The sequence below is a fragment of the Pedobacter suwonensis genome (assembly GCF_044762335.1).
GTDB lineage: Bacteria > Bacteroidota > Bacteroidia > Sphingobacteriales > Sphingobacteriaceae > Pedobacter.
In genome coordinates this window covers 31569-51356 of record NZ_JBIWEB010000011.1, presented here as the reverse complement: position 1 = coordinate 51356, position 19788 = coordinate 31569, and the positions used below count along the sequence as shown (strand labels likewise).

General features: G+C 40.6%; 15 protein-coding genes. 10 read left to right on the top strand and 5 right to left on the bottom strand.

Annotated features, from left to right (window positions below; genetic code table 11):
- The first annotated feature begins 305 nt into the window (after positions 1-305).
- The 10 genes from spt to ACIQXP_RS16850 all read left to right on the top strand — a co-directional run bounded on the left by spt (position 306) and on the right by ACIQXP_RS16850 (position 11557).
- Positions 306-1511 (top strand): serine palmitoyltransferase, encoded by a 1206-nt coding sequence (gene spt / locus ACIQXP_RS16895; protein ID WP_090985141.1) that lies wholly within the window; start codon positions 306-308, stop codon positions 1509-1511.
- Entirely contained in the window at positions 1508-2629 is a 1122-nt protein-coding gene (locus ACIQXP_RS16890; protein ID WP_387506147.1) for a hypothetical protein, read from the top strand. The genes spt and ACIQXP_RS16890 overlap by 4 nt, the downstream gene beginning before the upstream one ends.
- Positions 2626-3615: an NAD-dependent epimerase/dehydratase family protein gene (locus ACIQXP_RS16885; protein ID WP_387506145.1), complete on the top strand. Its 990-nt coding sequence runs from the start codon at positions 2626-2628 to the stop codon at positions 3613-3615. Before ACIQXP_RS16890 ends, ACIQXP_RS16885 begins: the two co-directional genes overlap by 4 nt.
- An 18-nt stretch (positions 3616-3633) precedes the next feature.
- Positions 3634-4959 (top strand): inositol-3-phosphate synthase, encoded by a 1326-nt coding sequence (locus tag ACIQXP_RS16880; protein ID WP_387506143.1) that lies wholly within the window; start codon positions 3634-3636, stop codon positions 4957-4959.
- Entirely contained in the window at positions 4959-5414 is a 456-nt protein-coding gene (locus tag ACIQXP_RS16875) for a phosphatidylglycerophosphatase A family protein (RefSeq protein ID WP_387506141.1), read from the top strand. The genes ACIQXP_RS16880 and ACIQXP_RS16875 overlap by 1 nt, the downstream gene beginning before the upstream one ends.
- 5 nt (positions 5415-5419) lie before the next feature.
- A complete protein-coding gene (locus ACIQXP_RS16870; RefSeq protein ID WP_090985131.1) occupies positions 5420-5794 on the top strand; it encodes a GtrA family protein in 375 nt (124 codons plus the stop codon).
- Positions 5795-8338 carry a DUF5686 and carboxypeptidase-like regulatory domain-containing protein gene (locus tag ACIQXP_RS16865; RefSeq protein ID WP_387506139.1) on the top strand — a complete coding sequence of 848 codons (2544 nt, stop codon included), beginning with the start codon at positions 5795-5797 and terminating at the stop codon, positions 8336-8338.
- 8 nt (positions 8339-8346) lie between these two features.
- Positions 8347-9636 (top strand): DUF4833 domain-containing protein, encoded by a 1290-nt coding sequence (locus ACIQXP_RS16860; protein ID WP_387506137.1) that lies wholly within the window; start codon positions 8347-8349, stop codon positions 9634-9636.
- A 357-nt stretch (positions 9637-9993) separates the two neighbouring features.
- Positions 9994-10614 carry a sterol desaturase family protein gene (locus ACIQXP_RS16855; protein ID WP_293741463.1) on the top strand — a complete coding sequence of 207 codons (621 nt, stop codon included), beginning with the start codon at positions 9994-9996 and terminating at the stop codon, positions 10612-10614.
- A gap of 1 nt (position 10615) precedes the next feature.
- A complete protein-coding gene (locus ACIQXP_RS16850) occupies positions 10616-11557 on the top strand; it encodes a phosphatase PAP2 family protein (protein ID WP_387506134.1) in 942 nt (313 codons plus the stop codon).
- A 20-nt stretch (positions 11558-11577) separates the two neighbouring features.
- Here the strand turns inward: ACIQXP_RS16850 and ACIQXP_RS16845 are convergent, their stop codons facing one another.
- The 5 genes from ACIQXP_RS16845 to ACIQXP_RS16825 form a co-directional block, all read right to left on the bottom strand.
- Positions 11578-12267: a hypothetical protein gene (locus tag ACIQXP_RS16845; protein ID WP_400454050.1), complete on the bottom strand. Its 690-nt coding sequence runs from the start codon at positions 12265-12267 to the stop codon at positions 11578-11580.
- A gap of 267 nt (positions 12268-12534) precedes the next feature.
- Complete coding sequence (locus ACIQXP_RS16840) at positions 12535-13770, bottom strand: alkaline phosphatase family protein (protein ID WP_387506130.1); 1236 nt, start codon at positions 13768-13770, stop codon at positions 12535-12537.
- Between the two features lie 10 nt (positions 13771-13780).
- Positions 13781-14707: a metallophosphoesterase family protein gene (locus ACIQXP_RS16835; RefSeq protein ID WP_387506128.1), complete on the bottom strand. Its 927-nt coding sequence runs from the start codon at positions 14705-14707 to the stop codon at positions 13781-13783.
- Positions 14707-16497: a RagB/SusD family nutrient uptake outer membrane protein gene (locus tag ACIQXP_RS16830; RefSeq protein WP_387506126.1), complete on the bottom strand. Its 1791-nt coding sequence runs from the start codon at positions 16495-16497 to the stop codon at positions 14707-14709. The genes ACIQXP_RS16835 and ACIQXP_RS16830 overlap by 1 nt, the downstream gene beginning before the upstream one ends.
- Before the next feature lie 33 nt (positions 16498-16530).
- Positions 16531-19758 carry a SusC/RagA family TonB-linked outer membrane protein gene (locus tag ACIQXP_RS16825; protein WP_387506124.1) on the bottom strand — a complete coding sequence of 1076 codons (3228 nt, stop codon included), beginning with the start codon at positions 19756-19758 and terminating at the stop codon, positions 16531-16533.
- Positions 19759-19788 lie beyond the last annotated feature (30 nt).

Sequence of the window (19788 nt, the reverse complement as noted above, 5' to 3'; positions counted from 1 at the left end):
TTTGTGTTATTTAATCGCTTTTTATTCTACTTTTTAACCTTTTTACTATTTTATAATAAAAGTCAGAATGTCAATTAGTCAATTCATCTAAATGTCACATTTTGCCTATCCAACATTTTGACCAATATATCCCACATTTGAACCTTTTTTTGGCTTCAGTTACGCACTAAAATTGTGTGATCAAATCATTTGGTTAATGTAGCCTTAATCTACGCTGTTGATTTTAACTTCTACAAGTAGCATTCAGGTTGCAGATCAATGTTTCAGAATGGGTTTTAAAAAACTGAAGAATATAAGTGTTCAGCATGCGTAAAAAATTACAAGATAGAATTGCCTCCTTTAAGGATGCAGCGGTGATAAAAGAAAAAGGATTATATCCTTATTTCAGGTCAATAGCATCTGGTCAGGACACCGAGGTAGTAATCAATGGGGAAAAAGTACTTATGTTTGGTTCAAATTCCTATTTGGGTTTAACCAACCATCCCAAAATAAAAGAAGCCGCTAAAGCAGCAATAGAAAAATACGGAACCGGCTGTGCAGGATCGCGGTTTCTGAACGGTTCGCTCGATATCCACCTCGAACTGGAGAATCGCCTGGCTGAATATGTAGGCAAAGAAGCTGCAGTACTTTTTAGTACCGGTTTTCAGGTCAACTTAGGGGTAATATCCTGTTTGTTAGATCGTAACGATTATCTGTTGCTGGATGAGTATGATCATGCCTCTATTATTGATGGTAGCCGTTTGGCCTTTTCGCGTACGATTAAATATGCGCATAATGATATGCAGGATCTTCGTCGCAAATTGAGCCGTTTACCTGAAGATGCTGCGAAACTGATTGTTTCTGACGGTATTTTTAGCATGGAAGGTGATCTGGTTAATCTTCCTGAAATGGTAGAAATAGCCAACGAATTTGGCGCCAATATTATGATGGATGATGCACACAGCCTGGGTGTAATCGGTTTCAATGGATCTGGAACAGCATCTCATTTCAATCTCACTGAGGATGTAGACCTGATTATGGGCACTTTTAGCAAATCGCTGGCTTCATTGGGCGGTTTCATTGCCGGTAATACCGAAACCATCGAATATATTAAACACCGTGCCCGTTCACTCATGTTCAGCGCCAGTATGCCGCCATCAGCTGTGGCCAGCGTGATTGCTGCGTTGGATATCATTGAAGCGGAACCTGAACGGATTGATCAGCTTTGGGCCAATACAGAATATGCGAAGAAACTTCTGCTTGATGCCGGTTTTGATATCGGGCACAGCAACAGTCCGATTATACCCATTTACATCCGCGATAACACCAAAACCTTTATGATTACGAATATCCTTCAGCAAAACGGGGTTTTCGTTAATCCGGTAGTTTCGCCGGCTGTTCCGTCAGATTCATCTTTGATCAGGTTTTCTTTGATGGCTACGCACACTTTCGATCAGATTGAATCGGCCATAGCCAAGCTAAGTGCAGCTTTTAAGTCCGTTAATGTAGAATTAGTCGGGAGCCAATCATGAGAGAACTGGTAAAGGTTTCCGGTAAAAAAGCATTGGCTGCGTTTGTAGATTTTCCGCACGATTTGTATGCGGGCGATGTAAATTATGTGCCCGAACTTTTTATTGCCCAGCGCGATCTGCTTAGCCCTGGAAAACATCCTTTTTACGAACATTCTGAAATACAGCTCTTTTTGCTTTATGATGAGGGTAAAATAGTTGGGCGGATTGCCGCCATCAACAATACCAATCATAATAAGGTCTATGAATCGAATGATGGTTTTTTTGGCTTTTTTGATTGTATCAATGATGCCACAGTAGCTAAACAGCTTTTTGAAGCGGCAGAGGATTGGTTAAAGCAAAAGGGATTGACCAAAGTTTTAGGACCGGTAAATTTTTCTACCAATGAAGTATGCGGCTTGCTCATAGAAGGTTTCGAAGGCCCTCCGGTAGCCATGATGCCTTATAATGCCCGGTACTATCTGCCGCTTTTGGAACAGATTGGGTTTCAGAAAAATGTTGATTTAAGGGCCTACCGGTACACCGCTGGCAGTTATAACGACCGGTCTGTGAAACTGATGGACAGGATTGAGGAACGTTTGAAACGGAATGACATTATCCTCCGCAAAATCAACATGAAGAAATTTAAGGAGGATTGTAATGCGGTAAGAGAGGTATACAACAAAGCTTGGGATAAAAACCTGGGTTTTGTACCGATGACGGATAAAGAGTTTGACTACACAGCAAACGATTTAAAACTCATCCTTGATCCTGAATTTTGCATCCTGGCCGAGCAACATGGCAAGATTATAGGTTTTGCTTTAGCCATACCCGATATCAACCAGATTTTGATCAAAATTAAACGCGGAAGACTGTTTCCAACAGGTTTGATCAAGCTTTTAGCCAACAAAAAGAAAATTGATGGGATCCGTATTTTATTGCTTGGCGTGGTAGATGGTTACCGTAAAATGGGGATTGAAGCCTGTTTATATGGACGGATTATCAAACATTTTGAAGCTAAAAAGATGAAATATGCAGAGGCGAGCTGGACTTTAGACCATAACGAGATGATCAATAAGCCCATTGAAGATATCGGTGGAAAGTTATACCGGAAATATAGGATTTTAGAGAAAGCGATATGAAAAAGCGGGTGTTGATAACGGGAGCAACAGGATTTGTGGGTTATCACCTCATCAAATCCGCTTTGGCCAACAATCTGGAAGTATTTGCCAATGTACGTAACATTACAACTGCAGGTCATCTTAAAGATTTTGAGATCAATTATGTAGATCTAGATTTTGAATCGATCTATTTGCTGAAAGAGAATATTGAAGAGAAAAAGTACGATTATATTGTACATGCTGCTGCAGTAACCAAGGCAAAAAAATTAAGCGATTACAATAAAATTAACGCAACCTATACCAGGAATTTGGCGGTAGCTGCTTCAAAATCAACACATCGCATCAAGAAGTTTGTATTCATCAGCAGTTTGGCAGCACTGGGCCCTTTAAAGCAAAAAAATGAAAGGCTAACGGATAATGGTGCTTCAAATCCGGTAACCAGTTATGGGATCAGCAAAGCATTAGCTGAAACATACCTGGCCCAGATTTCGGATTTACCCTTGATTATAATCAGGCCCACTGCGGTTTATGGTCCTCGGGAGAAAGATATTTTCATACTGATCAAAACTATAAAGGCTGGGCTGGAGCTTTACATTGGCAAGCAGGAACAGGAACTCAGTTTCGTGTATGCTACCGATCTGGCCGACCTTGTCATTAAGGTACTCGCTTCAGATGTGGTGGGCATGGCTTATAATATATCAGATGGGGCAGTATACAAGCGCTCATCGCTCGCTCATTATGCAAGGAAGGCCTTAGGCAAAAAAACAGTAAGGGTAAATGTACCTGTGCCATTGATTAAAGGTTTGGCCTGGTCGATGGAACATTTATATGGCATGTTTAATAAAATACCCGCCTTAAATGTAGATAAGATAAAAGAACTCACGGCGCCTAACTGGGGCTGCGACATTAAAAATATTCAGAATGATTTTGGTTTTGCTCCCCGGTTTGGCCTTGAACAGGGATTAAATGAAACCATCAACTGGTACCGTAAAAACAATTGGTTATAAGATTTTAAATAAAATAGAATGAAAGAACAAGTAAAAGCAGCTGAAGGTAAGCTGGGAATATTAATGCCAGGATTAGGCGCCGTAGCAACAACCATGATCGCCGGAGTTGCTGCAATAAAAAAAGGCATATCAAAACCGATCGGTTCTTTAACGCAGATGGGTACGATCCGTTTAGGTAAAAGAACAGAAAAAAAGGAGCCAAAAATTAAAGATTTTGTTCCTCTGGCCAATCTGGAGGATTTAGTTTTCGGTGGCTGGGATGTTTACGAAGATAACGTTTACGAAGCTGCTTTAAACGCCCGCGTATTGGATGCCAACCTTTTGCGCGATGTACGCGAAGAATTACAGGCCATTAAACCAATGCGCGCTGCTTTCGACAGAAACTACGTAAAAAACCTGGATGGCAAATATGTAAAAGATATCGATAACCGTTACGAACTGGCGCTGGCTGTAATGGAAGATATTAAAAACTTTAAAGCTGCAAACAACTGCGACCGTATTGTACTGGTTTGGTGTGGCTCTACCGAAATTTATTTCGAACCATCAGAAGTTCACGAATCACTTGCTGCTTTTGAGCAGGGTTTAAGAGATAACGATCCACGTATTGCGCCAAGTATGATTTATGCTTATGCGGCATTAAAATTGGGGATTCCTTTTGCTAACGGTGCGCCAAACTTAACGGTAGATATTCCTGCTTTGATCGAACTGGCGAAAGAAACCAATACCCCAATTGCCGGTAAAGATTTCAAAACCGGTCAAACTTTGATGAAAACCATCCTGGCACCTGGTTTAGCGGCACGTTCGTTAGGTGTAAACGGTTGGTTTTCTGATAATATTCTGGGTAACCGCGATGGTTTGGTGTTAGATGATCCGGATAACTTCAAAACCAAAGAAGTATCAAAACTGGGTGTACTTGAAGATATCTTTAAACCGGAGCTCAATCATGATCTGTACGGCGACATGTACCACAAAATCAGGATCAACTACTATCCCCCACACGGTGATAACAAAGAGAGCTGGGATAACATCGATATTTTCGGTTGGTTGGGTTACAAAATGCAGATCAAAATCAATTTCCTTTGCCGCGATTCGATTTTGGCCGCACCGATTGTATTAGACCTTGCGCTGTTTATCGATCTGGCTAAACGTGCAAACCTTTCGGGCATTCAGGAATGGTTATCATTCTACCTGAAATCGCCACAAACGATACCTGGGGTACCAGCAGAAAACGACATTTTTAAGCAGTTAATGAAACTTCAAAATACCCTGCGTTACATCATGGGTGAAGAATTGATTACCCATTTAGGTCAGGATTACGAAGAAGAACTGATAGAAACATTATAGTGTTCGTCCATAAATTTCTTTCAACGGCTTTGGGCATTGGCTACATCGGTAAAGGTGCCGGTACTTACGCTGCAATAGCAACATGTATTTGCTGGCACCTTTTCCAGGGCCCTTATACCAACCCATATTTATGGCCTATACTTGTTACCATGTTCATTGTAATGATTGGGGTAATGAGTGCCGATAGGGTAGAGGAGATATGGGGTAAAGACCACAACCGGGTAGTAATTGATGAAGTTGCCGGAATGTGCATTACATTACTGCTTATACCTTTAAAATGGCAATATACCTTAACCGGTCTTATTCTTTTTAGGTTTTTTGATATCCTCAAACCATTTGGCATCCGCAAATTAGAATCCCTGCCTGGTGGTTGGGGGGTTATGGCTGACGATGTGCTGGCTGGAATTTATTCAAATATTATACTGCAACTCATCGTTGTTTTAGCAATATTTTAAACCTGATGTTCACTTTCCTAAAAGCACAGGCATCATCCTTAGTGGCCTCGGCAACAGATTTCGGTGTGACTATTATGGCCGTAAATCTTTTGGGTTGGTGGTACCTGGCAGCCAGTATAACAGGCACGGTAGCAGGTGGTGCCGTTAACTTTTACGTAAACCGTAAATGGGTTTTTGAAAGTGAATCTACAGCCATTAGGTGGCAGATATTAAAATATATTTTGGTATGGGCCGGCAACCTGATCATTGTAACCTCGGGGGTATTTATGCTCACGCATTTTTTTAATCTCAATTATGTACTTGCCAAAGTTTTGAGCTCTGTTTTAACGGGTATCAGCTACAATTATATCATGCAAAAGCAGTTTATTTTTTCAAATTAAATGAAACCGATTTATTCATTTTTATTATTCGTTACGCTCTGTTTTATTTTGCAGGTAAATGCCTTTGGCCAAAGAACTGTTGTATCTGGTACGGTACGCGACGCCGTAACCAAAGAAACGCTACCCAATGTTTCGGTTTTCTTTAAAGATACCCAGATCGGTACACAGACCGATGTAAACGGGAAATATTTACTTGTGTCTCCAAACCCACAAAATGAGATCAGTTTCAATTATGTTGGTTATCGCAGTGTTATTAAAAATACTGTTCCATCCGCAACGCAGGAACTGGATATTGCCCTGGTACCCGATTCGAGAGTTTTGGATGAAGTGGTTGTGGTGGGCGGTAAAAAGACAAAGTATCGAAATAAAGATAATCCCGCGGTGGAATTGATCCGGCAGGTAATTGCGCATAAAGATGAAAACCGCATTAAAAGTTATAATACTGTTTCTTTCAGGCAATATGAAAAAATGCTCTTCTCACTGAGCAATGTATCAGATAAGTTTAAGAATAAAAGGATGTTTAAGAATTATCAGTTTCTGTTTCAGGAGCAGGATTCGACATTAATCGGAGGGAAAAATCTTCTTCCGATTTATATTCAGGAGCAACTGGCCGATCATTACCTGAGTAAAGATCCGGAAAAGAACAAAACGATCGTAATCGGAGAAAAACAGGTCCAGTTTGATAGCCGTTACATTGATAATAAAGGAATGAAATCCTATTTCGACAGGATGTATCAGGATATTGATATTTATAAGAATAATATATCCGTGATCAGTAATGAATTTTTGAGTCCTATTGCAGATGGTGCGCCTAATTTTTATAAGTTTTTCATTACCGATACCATTAAAACACAGAAACCTGAAATAATAGAACTGTCTTTTACCCCGCGTAATACCGGCGATATGTTGTTCGAAGGGAAGATTTACGTGACCAATGATAGGCATTATGCGGTTACAGGAGCCTCTTTCGGGGTAAACAAAAATATCAACCTCAATTTTGTACGTGCACTTAAAATCGATCTGAATTTTGAACAGAACGATAAAGGCAAATACAGTTTGAGCAAAAGCAGTTTACTGGCCGATTTCGGCATTGGTAAAACCAAAGGTATTGGCTTTACAGGCGAGCGTTCGGTTACTTTTAAAAATTACCGGTATGATACGGTGCTGCCGGATACGATTTTTCAAGGTAAAAGCAGCGTAGTACTGGCTGATGCGGCAAAAAAAGACGAGAGATTTTGGGAGAATAACCGGTTAGATACCATTTCGAAGAACCAGCTGAAGATTTACAGCAATATTGATACGCTGCAAAATCTGCCATCTTTCAAGCGGACCATGAAAATCGTGACCCTTTTATTTGCAGGTTATCAGAATCTTGGCCCCTACGAAATAGGTCCGGTAAACACCTTTTACAGTTTTAACAATGTAGAAGGTTTAAGGCTACGGTTTGGTGGCCGAACCACTCCGGAATTGAGCAAACGTTATTATTTCGAAAACTATCTGGCTTATGGCATTAAAGATGAGAAATGGAAGTTTTTCCTTTCCGGTACCTATTCACTGAACAATAAATCGATCTACGCATTCCCTCAACATTATGTTAGGGCCAGTTTTCAGCGCGATACTAAAATACCCGGACAAGAGTTGCAGTTTGTTCAGGAAGATAATTTCCTGCTCTCGTTTAAACGTGGCGTAAACGATATGCTGTTGTATAATGATTTTTACCGTTTGGATTATGTGAAGGAGTTCGAAAATCACTTTTCGTATAACCTGGGTTTTAAAAAATGGAGCCAGACACCAGCCGGCGGGTTAAGTTACCTGAATACAAATAACCAGCTGGTAAACCGGTTAACCACCAGTGAGGTTTCTGTTCAGTTCAGGTACGCCCCGAATGAGAAATTTTACCAGGGGAAAATATACCGCGTGCCCATTGCCGATCGTTATCCCGTATTTAATCTCCGTTACACCGCAGGTTTAAAAGGCGTTTTGGGCGGTGAATATAATTATCACAACCTACTCGGAAGCATCGATAAACGTTTTTATTTATCGCAGCTGGGTTATAGCGATGTAACGGTAGAAGGCAGTTATATTACCGGAAAAGTGCCTTTTCCTTTGCTGGATATCCACCGTGCCAATCAAACTTATGCTTATCAGCTTAACTCTTACAACTTAATGAACTTCCTGGAGTTTGTAAGTGATCATTACGTAAGCATTAATATCGATCATAATTTTAATGGCTTCTTTTTTAATAAAATGCCGTTGATCAAGAAATTGAAGTTGAGGGAAGTGGTCTCATTCAAAGCCCTGTATGGTGGCTTGCGGAATGAGAATAATCCGAATTTTCAAACCGGATTATACCAGCTTCCGGTTTACGAAAATGGTGCTCAGCGGACTTATACATTGAGCAATACACCCTATATGGAAGGCAGTATCGGTGTAGCTAACATCTTTAAGTTATTGCGGGTAGATCTGGTAAAACGCTTCAGTTACCTTAATAATCCGGAAGTTTCGGAGTGGGGGATCAGGGCAAGGGTAAAATTTGATTTTTAAAATAAGCTATGGAAAAAAATCTGAGAGACAGCCTGCAACAGGGCATTTATAAAGTCATCAATCCTTTTGTAAAGGGATTGATCAAAATCGGTTTAACACCTAATGCCGTCACTACCATCGGTTTAATTTTAAATATTGGCGTGGCAATTATTTTTGTGCTTGGTGCAGAAAAATCTAACCGAGGCGACATGTCTTACATTGGTTGGGGAGGTGCACTGGTGCTTTTTGCTGGTCTGTTCGACATGCTCGATGGTCAGGTGGCGCGACTCGGGAATATGAGTTCGAAGTTTGGCGCTTTGTACGATTCGGTACTCGATCGTTATAGCGAAATGATTATGTTTTTGGGTATCTGTTATTACCTGGTGGCACATCATTACTTTTTAAGTTCATTGTTTGCTTTTATTGCATTAATTGGTTCGATGATGGTGAGTTACACGCGTGCAAGGGCCGAAGGATTAGGAGTGGAGTGTAAAGGCGGTTTAATGCAGCGACCGGAGCGGGTAGTGACCATTGGCGTCTTTGCCGTCTTCTGCGGTATTGCAGGTCATTTTATCGGTGGTAATTATAAGTTATATGTGCCGGGAATTTCTTTCCATGTATTCGAAACCATGTCGATTTTTACCATGCCCATTACTGTAATGGCGGTGTTGACCAATATTACGGCTGTTAAACGTCTTCAAGAGGCCAAAAGAGGCCTGGAAGCACAAGAATTTAAGGAAAGAAAAGGAAATAATAAAGCGGCATTAATTGCAGGTTTAGTTTTTATGGGAGGTTTAACCGGAATAATCTCTTTACCTGCGAGTGCGCAGGGGTCAGATCCTTCCCCCATCAGTTTTCCGGTACCAAAAGACATTAGCAATCAATTATTTTACTTGCAGCGCGATCCGAATACCAATACCATCATTTGCCAGTTAAATGTAGACAAACATGGAGAAGTGAATAAAGAGCAACCTGTAAATGTATTTTGGATGCGTTACGGAGATCAGGGTGAAAAGAAAGAACTCAGTTATATTCAGCGGAAATTTGCTTATGGCATTATTAGTAAAAACTTAGGGAATGGCCAGTTTGAATTGCGGTTTACTTCACATAAAAAGCTGCCGATGTACCTGAATAAATCTGCTGTTGATAAGAAATATCATGTTTTTGCGACAATAAACAATAAGAAAATGCAGCTGGAACGTATATTCCTTCGGATTGAAGGAGGCACATTCTGGTTTCCTAATGTAAAATATGTTGAAATAAAAGGTTATGATGCTTCGGAGCCGTCGAAAGTGTTAGTAGAAAGGATTAAGGTTTAGCGTTAGGCGTTTTGCGGGTGGCGTTCTTATCCATTCCGTCATTGCGGGAAGGCTTTTTCAGCCGACGAAGCAATCTCTCCCCAATCGTCATTTCGAGCGGGCCTGATAGCTATCAGGTGCAGCGTAGTCAAGAACACGAAGGCTCTGCAAAGCAAAATCTAACTATATAGATCTTTCCATTTCGCTGCGCTTCAGTCGTGATGGCGATTAAATAAGAGTGAGTTGTCATTCTGAGTGTAACGAAGAATCTTTAATGATAAAGTATTGTATATGACAGATTGTTTGGGAAGAAGATCCTGAAACAAGTTCAGGATGACGATTAAATGAGTGGAGCTGAAAGCCAATTAAATAATTACAATGAAAAAGAATTTTGTTTCCAATTCAACCGCATCCATCAGGATGTTTAAAAACGACTTTTTAGAGAGTCTATCAAAAGTTCAGTTTTACGTACCATTAATCGTATATGTTCCGGTTATTGCCTTTCTGTTCTGGAAAGCACTCTGGGAAATAAACATGACGGCTTTAAGTTTTACAGGATGGTTTTTGCTTGGCCTGGGCATCTGGACCATCACCGAATACGTGCTCCATCGTTATGTTTTTCATTTTGAACCTGAAGTTGAATGGGGTAAGAAAATCCATTTTATCTTTCATGGGGTACATCATGATTACCCAAATGATGCCAAAAGGCTGGTGATGCCGCCCTCTGCCAGTATTCCAATGGCTTTAGGCTTTTACTTTCTTTTCGACTGGTTATTGCCGGATACCAGGGTTTATCCGTTTTTTTCAGGGTTTATGATCGGTTATCTGTTTTACGATATGGTACATTACGCGCTTCACCATGCAAATTTTAAAAGTGGTTTCTGGAAAAAACTAAAGCAGCATCACATGCTTCACCATTATTCCGACTCGACCAAAGGTTATGGGGTAAGCTGGACTTTTTGGGACCACGTTTTCAGGTCTAATTTTGATAAAAAGTAGTATGCAGCAACAATCATTGCTTAAAAACAATTTTTATGATATCCGTAATATTTATCTAACAGTTGCTATATCTGTTGGATATCTATTGTTATCAATACTGCTGGTTGGCTTTAAAACTGATCAGCTGGTGCTGATTTTTATCTTTAATGCCTTGTTCTATATATCAAGGGGAACCAGAAAGTTTATCCTCGGTTTTTCTATATTTATTGTATACTGGATCCTGTTTGATTACATGAAAGCCTTTCCAAACTATCTGTTTAATACGGTGCATATTAAAGATTTATATGATTTGGAAAGGAAAACTTTTGGCGTTAATTACCACGGAGCAACACTGACACCGAACGAATACTGGAAGATAAACAGTACCCCGTTTTTAGACGTATTGACGGGGTTTTTCTACCTGATGTGGGTACCCGTTCCATTGGCATTTGCTACCTATCTTTTTTTTAAGAATGAAGAACAGTTTGTTCGGTTCTCGCTCACCTTTGTTTGGGTAAATTTACTGGGTTTTGTGGTTTACTATGCTTTCCCGGCTGCTCCACCGTGGTATGTGCAGGAACACGGTTTCGGCTTTGTAGCTAAAACAGCCGGTAATACCGCCGGCCTGGCCCGTTTTGACCATTACTTTGGGATTACACTTTTTCATGGAATATACAGCAAAGGTTCTAATGTATTTGCGGCCATGCCGTCGTTGCACTCATCATATCCGGTTATTGTGGCTTATTATGGTTTGAAAAATCACTTGGGAAAAATTAATATTTTCTTCTTTACCGTAATGCTGGGCATCTGGTTTTCGGCGGTTTATACCAGTCATCATTATACGCTCGATGTGTTGGCCGGATTAACCTGTGCGCTTTTGGGCATCATTTCTTTTAATTTATTAATGCGCTACACCAAATTAAAACAACTTGTAGCCAAAATGGTAACCGTCATTGGTAACTAGCATATTCATTTTAATTCAAATTAAGCAGAAATAGGAAATGAGGATTGAGCCTGGTGTGTTTTTAATTCTATTTCAATGTTTTTTGCATGGGCAAATAGATAAAACTCTACACTTGCAACAAGAATAAGTGCATAGCCAAAGAGTTCGAGCGACTCTTCCGATACATTTTTAACATCACGGACGTACTGTGTTTCCATAACGGCCATCCAGAAAACTTTCCTTCCATACAAGCGCGCAAAAATATAGGTTGTTACAATACCTGATAATAAAATTCCAAAAGAGAACTGGTGTACGAAATTGTTTAAGTTGGAGAAAAATATGGCTTTCTTTCTGTAAATAAGCAGACTTGCCAGGATAAGGAGACTGAATGCACCGGTTTGCCATGCACCATCATAAACATGTTCGTCCAAAAAAGCATCCTGTTCCCGGATCAAAGAAGCCATCATAAAAGCAAAAAGCGCGAAGGAAAGTGGGAATAAGGATCTGTATTTAAAAGAGGTGTAGAGAAAAACGGTTGAACTTAAAAGGAGCAAAATGCTTTGAACATATTCTACCGCAGAATCTTCACTGAATTTATTGCTTACTGCTTCCTGTTTTACATTCCATTTAAGAAATTCGGCAAGCAGGTAAATGAGTGCACCATAAATAATAAGCCGTAGAAGGGCAGTTTTTAAACCTGCAGGGGTTGATGTGATGGTGTATTTAGCCACTTTAATAAATATGGGTTGGTGGTCAGCCAAATCAAATTATTGATGATTCCGCTTTGATGAAATTTATGCTACAAATTTCGATCAGGAACCGCATTCAAAAAAGGTCTAAAGCTCCTAAAAATTGGTTTAAAGGTACGAATATTTAAAATTTAAGGACATATCTTATCAATTAGGATCAGCGCCATAAGTAATTAAAAAAGCCTTATAGCTGATCGCTTAAGATCAGATATCGAGCTTAGGAATATGAATTTTTCGGAATGAAATTAATTATTTAACACTTATCCACTTGTTAAGCGTATTGTCTGGTGCTTCAACCACTAGTTTATAGTAAGGGGATGGATAGTTATTAAGGTCGGCCAGATAATGTTGCTGATTAATGTCAACCTCTCCCAGTAAATGATAATCATCTTTTCCACCGGTTTTAAACGCATTAGTGGTTGCCAGCCAGATTTTTACTTTTCCCTTCTTTTCCAATGCCTTCCAGGTGATGTCTAAGTGGTTTTGTACATAATTTGCCTTGAGTGCGGATATGGATACCGGGCCAATAAATGAAGTACCATCAATTTCCTGTTCTACACTTTTTGGAAGTTTTATATTCAGATAACCAGCAATGGAAGGCATAATATCTACTATACTAAGATCGAAGTATTGCGCATAAGTATTCAGGTTTTTATAATTACTTACCATCCAGGTAGAACGCTGACGATCAGATTGTCCGCCATGTCCGCGACCTGTTTTTTCATCACGTCCATGATCGGTTGTAATTACAATCAGCCAATCTTCTTTAAATCGCTGTTGACGGTAATTAATGGCATCCCAAATATGGCCCATTTGTTTGTCCAGCATCTCAACAGCCTTATAAAACTCCGGACTATCACCATAGCGATGGCCCATATCATCCGTATATTCCAGGTATACCCATGATAGATCCGGTGCTTGATCGTGAATGGTATTAGCAGCTCGTTTAACCACTTCCTCATCAATAAAATGCATATAGTCAGCTTTTTTATCATGTTTAAAGCGGACAGTATCTAACTCAAAACCATCAGCTACAAAATCGGGCTTAAAGTTTCCGGTTTCAGGAAGGCCATCGCCAAGTAGTTTGGTTCGGTTGTCAGTCCAGCTGGAGAAAATAGCTGTTTTTTTATCAGGGTATTGATTTTTGAAAAGCCTGAAAATATGCTGATAATTATAATTTGGAGCCTTGATATCATTATCGGGTACGTTATGCTTGTTTACCCAGGTGCCGGTAAGCAAGCTATTGTAACCCACAGCAGATATGGTTGGTGTTTCGTTATAACTTGCTTTATCTCCGCCCACATGCATCCGCGAATAAGAACCTGTAGAGATGATTTTTTTGAAGTTAGGTAATTCCAATCGTTCTATTACATCGGCAGGGATACCATCGGCGATAACATAAACCACTTTTCGTGGCCTGTTTTGAGCAAGTGATGATAGTGATAAAGAAAAAAAGCAGGCAAAAATAAATGTCCTTAATAACATCGTTTTGTGATTAGAAATTGTGTGAGAAATACTCGTTTTCAACTGTTCCATCATCGTACATTTTAAGTATGGCATATCCGGGTGGCGTTTCCTGGTAATAACCGGGGCCTTCTGATTCTGCATCGCCTTTGCCCCACCAAAAACCACTCATGGCTCCATTGCAGCAGTATTGAATACCATTGTATACCGTTTGATCAGAGAGATGGTTGTGTCCGCTCAGGCAGATTTTTACCTTATCGCGATGTTTGTAGAAGAGATTCTTCAGTTTTTTACAATCCGAATGTCCGCCGCCAACCAATACCTGGGTGGTGCCCAGGATCGGATAGTGTGACATGATGAGCGTAGGTGTGCCGGCAGGCAGGTTTTTTAATTCCTGCTCAAGCCAGTTATACTGTTCATCATCAAGAGAAATTTTGCTGTTGTTGCCGTCAAGGATAATAAAGTGCCAGTTTTTTTTAGAGAAACTGTAATAGCGATTAGGAATTTTCAGCCGTTTTACCACATAGTTCTTTCCATACATTTCATCGTCTGTTGCAGGCGCTTTCCACCAGATATCGTGATTGCCAATACAACTGTATATTTTGTATTTATCGATCACCTTAGTGCATTCATCCCAAATATCCCATTGTTCAGTTACCTGATCGCGTACCACATTATCATAAGAAGCATCATTAATGGAATCTCCTCCGTTTAAGAAGAAATCAACTTTATGTTTGCTGATTATCTGATTTAAACATGCTTTGAATCGTAGCGGGGCATTTTCTCCTGCACGGATATGAACATCAGTAATGTGTGGCACAGTAAGCACCAGCTTCTTACCTTTCGGTTTATCTGTAAGCGTTTCTGAAGCCATACCGGGCAACGCACCCAAAAATGCCGTTCCTGCCGATATTCCTATTGCCTTTATTAAAGACCTTCTCGTTATTTCTGCCATCATTACCAGCCAAAAATTTGTTTCAGTTTAGGATTCAGGATGACTTGTTGCTGTGGAATAGGGCGGTAATAGAATTTGGGTTCTTCGAAGTTTCTGGTCACATTTTCTGTTACAATATTACCGCCGTTGTTGCCATTCTTCAAATAAACCGTTGCATCAGTACCGATAAGTCCTGCACGGTAATAAATAAGTTTTACCCCAAGCGAATTTTTTTCTTTCTGGTCTTCACCAGGGATAGTGGCCGTTCTGTCAATCAGAATAATATCATCAACACCATCACCGGTAAGGTCGTATTTGCCCAATCCGGCAAAATACATGCCTTGGGGGCTTGTGGTAAGTAGTTTGCCTACCTTCCAACGCATTAAATCATCAAAGCGCATGTTTTCAAAAGCATATTCTACCCTGCGTTCCCTCCTGATTTCGAATATAACGCCTTCGTTGGCAGTGACATTCGGATACTGTAATTGCAATGCCGGATCTGGATTGGCATTAGCCGTTGCCAGGTTGAGATCGGGCAACCCCGCTCTTTTACGAAGAAGATTTATCGATTGGTCGAGCTGGGCCTGCGTTAAGGTACCCAATTCAGCAAGCGCTTCAGCATAAGTTAACAGGATTTCTGCATAGCGGTATACCGGAAAATCTACACCGTTTAAGATCGCGTTATCAGTGCTGTTTACATAACCTTTCAACTGATGATAACCTGTAAAATTTTTGTTTAAACGCTGGATATAGGGGGTAGGATCGGGTACCCTGATCCAGCCCGGGTAAACCATTGTTTGCGACATCCGCGGATCTCTGTTTTTAAATTCTGCCACAAAACCCAGCTGCGTGTAGTTTGCTACATCTGTAAACCTCGTTCCATCTTTCATTAAGTAAGTTTCTAACAGGTTCTTGGCTGGTGCCTGCTCATAATCGCCAAAGACGGTAGAATTTACATTCTGGCTTTTGTTTTTACTCAAGTCAAAGATGTTGACTAAAATGACCTCGCTATTGGCTGTTAAATCCTGACTGGAGAAAAGTGTTGCATAATCCTGTTCCGGTTTTCCGGTGTTGTAAATGTTAAACTTTTTGCTGGCGATGATTTCTCCTGAAATTCTTGCTGCAGTTTCTAAAAATGCATTTGCTGAGCCGCTTAAATTGAGTTCGTTATGGTATTTACGATAAGTGCCCTCATAAAGTGCTGCCCGCGCATATAAAGTGGCCACTGCCCATTTTCCCGGAGTACCTACCGGAACACTTTCCCTCACATTTTTATAGGCAAAATCTAGATCTGCCATGATACTGTCGGCAATCAACGTCCTTGGATCCCGGGCTTTGTAGAGTGCATCATCACCAGGTTCCAATGTACCTGAATACCAGGGTACGTCAGAGAAACGCTTAACTTTATCTAAATAGAATTCAGCGCGGTAATACCTGGCTAAACCCGCGTAGTGGTTTTTAACGGCAGCAGAAACCTGTGCTTTTCCGCAATTCTCTAGAAAATAGTTAATGTTTCTTAACCTGCTCCAGCTCCAGCCAGTGGTAATGTTTTGGGCGGTCGCATTTCCTCCCATAATATTTTTTATCTCAACTGCTGCTGTAGTGGATACGTTATCCGTACTCTGATCATTAAGGTAAGTACTGCGGTCTGGCTGCGAGAGTAGGCCATTGATATAGAGCGAAAGATCACTTTCTGTGTTAAAAAAGAGGCCAGGGGAGACGGAGGTTTGAGGGAAGCGATCAAGCCCTGCTTTTTTACAGGCTGCGAGCATACCTGCAACTGCAATAAACACGATATATATATACTTTTTCATTTTATAATGATTTAATTATGATAGATCCAAAAATTAAAAATCGAGGTTTAAACCGAAGGCATATCTCCGTTGATAAGGATATGCCCAGGCACTTGGTCCCTGGTTAACCGCTTCCGGATCAATAAATTTCTTGATAGAAGAGAACTCATACAGGTTTTCTCCGGTCACAAATACGCGAAGACGGTTTACATGAAACTTTTTGGTCCACTGAACTGGTAAGGTATAACCAAACGATACGTTTTTGATCCTCAGGTAAGCACCGTTTAGCAAATATTTAGTCTGGGGAATATCTAAACCCGATCCATAATTGGCATCGGCAAGCCAAGATTGTAATACCGGATATTGAGAATCGGTATTGGCATCAGCAAGGCCCGCGGCGATATATGAAGCGGAGTGTTTGGCTCTTTGTTCCGGCGAATCAGCTGCTCCACGGTAAAAATCTAGGTTCCATGGATAAACGTTGGCATACGGCTGCTGGTAAGGCCCCCAGAAAAGATAGTGATGAGGATAAAAATCTCTTTTTAATACGCCCTGCAAAAATACAGAAACATCAAAACCACCCCAATCCATATTCAGATTGGCACCGATCGTATAACGGTCAGCACTGTTACCGATAATTTTTAAATCTTTCGGATCGTTTGAACTTAAACCCCTTTCAATTTTCTTATTTCCATCTAGGTCAACATATTTTGGCCATCCTTCAACAATGGAGAGGGCGCCCCATGGAATAATGGCAGATTCATCTAAAGCAGCAATTTCTGCTTTACTACGGAAAACCCCGTCATTCTGTAATCCCCAGATTTCTCCGAGTGTCTGCCCCTCGCGGTAATTTGAAAACAGGTTCTGATCATTTTTAAATCTGGTAATTTTAGCTTTAGAATCGGCCAGGAATATTTTAGTATCAAAGCTGAAAGGTTTTGAACCCAGTTCAAACCTGTCTCGGTAAGTTACTGAAAGTTCCCATCCTTTGGTACGAAGATCGGCAGAATTCTGACGTGGTACACCCGTGCCTAACACCCCTGGAAGTTCCTGTCCTGCAGTAAGCATTCCTTTGGTATCACGGATATAATAATCGAAAGTGAAAGAAAGTTTATCGTTCAACAGACCAATATCGGTACCCATATTTAAGGTAGATATTCTTTCCCATGTATAGGTTCGTGGGTCTACGTTTAATCCAGGGGCACCATTGATCACCTGGTTCTGGCCATTTCCTCCAATTAAATAACCAGAAGTACCAGTTACAAGTGATTGGATATAACCAAAGTTTGCTACGTTATCGTTTGGAAGAGCACCCTGATTTCCAAGTTCTCCATATGAGGTTCGAAGTTTAAAGGTAGATACTACAGGCGATAGTATCTTAAAGAAATCTTCTCCACTTGCTATCCAGGCCAAAGAAGCTGAAGGAAAGAATCCCCAGCGCCTATTTACAGGAAACCGCGATGAACCATCGTACCTTCCTGTAGCTTCCAGGATGTACCTGTTTTTGTACGTGTAATTTAATCTCGAAAATGCACTATTGGTAGCATAAGCGGAGTAACCTGCACTAGCAGTAGCCGTTCCACTGGTGAGCGAGAGGTACGGTAGAGAAGAAGAAATCAGAATGTCTTTACTCGCGTTTACAGTAGAATAGCTGTAATCTTCGCTATTAAAAGCTACCATTGCACTGAAAAAATGGTCGCCAAGCGTCTTTTTATAAGTGCTATAGATATTAAATGCGTTATTAAACAGGTAACCATTGTTTTCGGTTACTGAACCGGTCCCACCTTCTTCGCGGATATCATTCGGACCATAGCCGATTTTGTATTTTTTACTGTCATTATGCGTTTTCCAGAGTTCACGTTTAAAAGAAGCGTCAGCGTTTACCTGAAGATCACCTTTTAAAAATAAAGCTGTTGCACTCGTAATATTCTGAAAACCAAACATATTTTGAAGGTTATTTCCTCCATCTACAAGTTTTGCAGCTAGTTTTCCGGCAGCGGTATTCGCCCATGTGCCATCAGGATTCGTAGCTACGTCGGTAGGCATCAGGTAATACAGGTCCGTAATGTTTCCGTTAGGAAGTGCCCGTTTAGTTTGATAAATATTCAGGTTATTATCTATTTTAAGCCACGAAAGTGGAGAAAAACCCACTTTTGACCTCAGTCCATAACGGTCCCAGTAATCTGCAGTCAGTTTATTTAACCCATTATCTCTGGTATAATCTGCAGAGAGGTAGTAGGTTAAAGGCTTTTCGTTTACCGCAGCTCCACCAGAAAAAGTAAGGGTATGGCTTTTAGATAAACTAGAGTGATTAAAAAAATATTCATACCAGTCGTTACTGCCCATATAGGCCCATTTGGTAGGGTCGGTTGGATTTAACCGGGTATCGGCTATAGCAGGGTTATCAGATCTTTCTTTCGCCCAGCGGTAATATTCGTCAGAATAATTTACATAATCCCATGGAGTGTTATCTGTAGCAGTTTCTAATACCCTCGAAAAAATATAGGGATCGGTCACCGGCCTGGGTAGTAAGGTTGGCTTTGCCCATGATTGGAAAGTATTGTAACTAATGGTATTATTACCAGCAACACCTTGTTTAGTGGTAATCAGAATTACACCAAATGCAGCACGTGCGCCATAAATGGCTGCCGATGCCGCATCGCGCAATACGGTAAACGAAGTAATATCGCTAGGGGTTAAGCGCAACATATCATCAGTGCTGGTAGCAGGAATACCATCGATAACAATTAATGGCGAGCCACCATTAATGGAAGTATAGCCTCTGATATTGATGTTGGGTACACTGCCTGGCGCGCCGCCTGCGTAAGTGATATTGAGTCCGGGACTAATGCCCTGTAAGCCCTGCAATACATTGCTTACAGGTCTCGACTCAAGCTGCTTGCCAGAAATCTGATCAATTGCGCCGGCAACATTGATTTTTTTCTTGGTTCCAAAACCAACAACCATTACCTCATCGAGGTTGGCAAAGTCAGGAGATAAAGAAATATCGATTTTTGCCCGGCCACTAACCAAAATTTCCTGTTGCTTGTAGCCAATGTAGGAAAATATAAGTGTAGCATCAGGTTTTACATTACTCAAGGTGTAAATACCATTACTGTTGGTAGCGATATGCAGGTTTGTCCCTTTTACAGTAATGTTTACGGCAGGGAGCGTTTCCCCTGTCTTTGCATCAGTAACCACGCCTTTTATTGCGATCCCTTGTGCAAAGCCGCTTGTAGACAGAATCAATAGCATGAATATCCAGAGTAGCCTTTTTTTCATTTTCTTAATATTTAGTTGTTTGATTTGGAA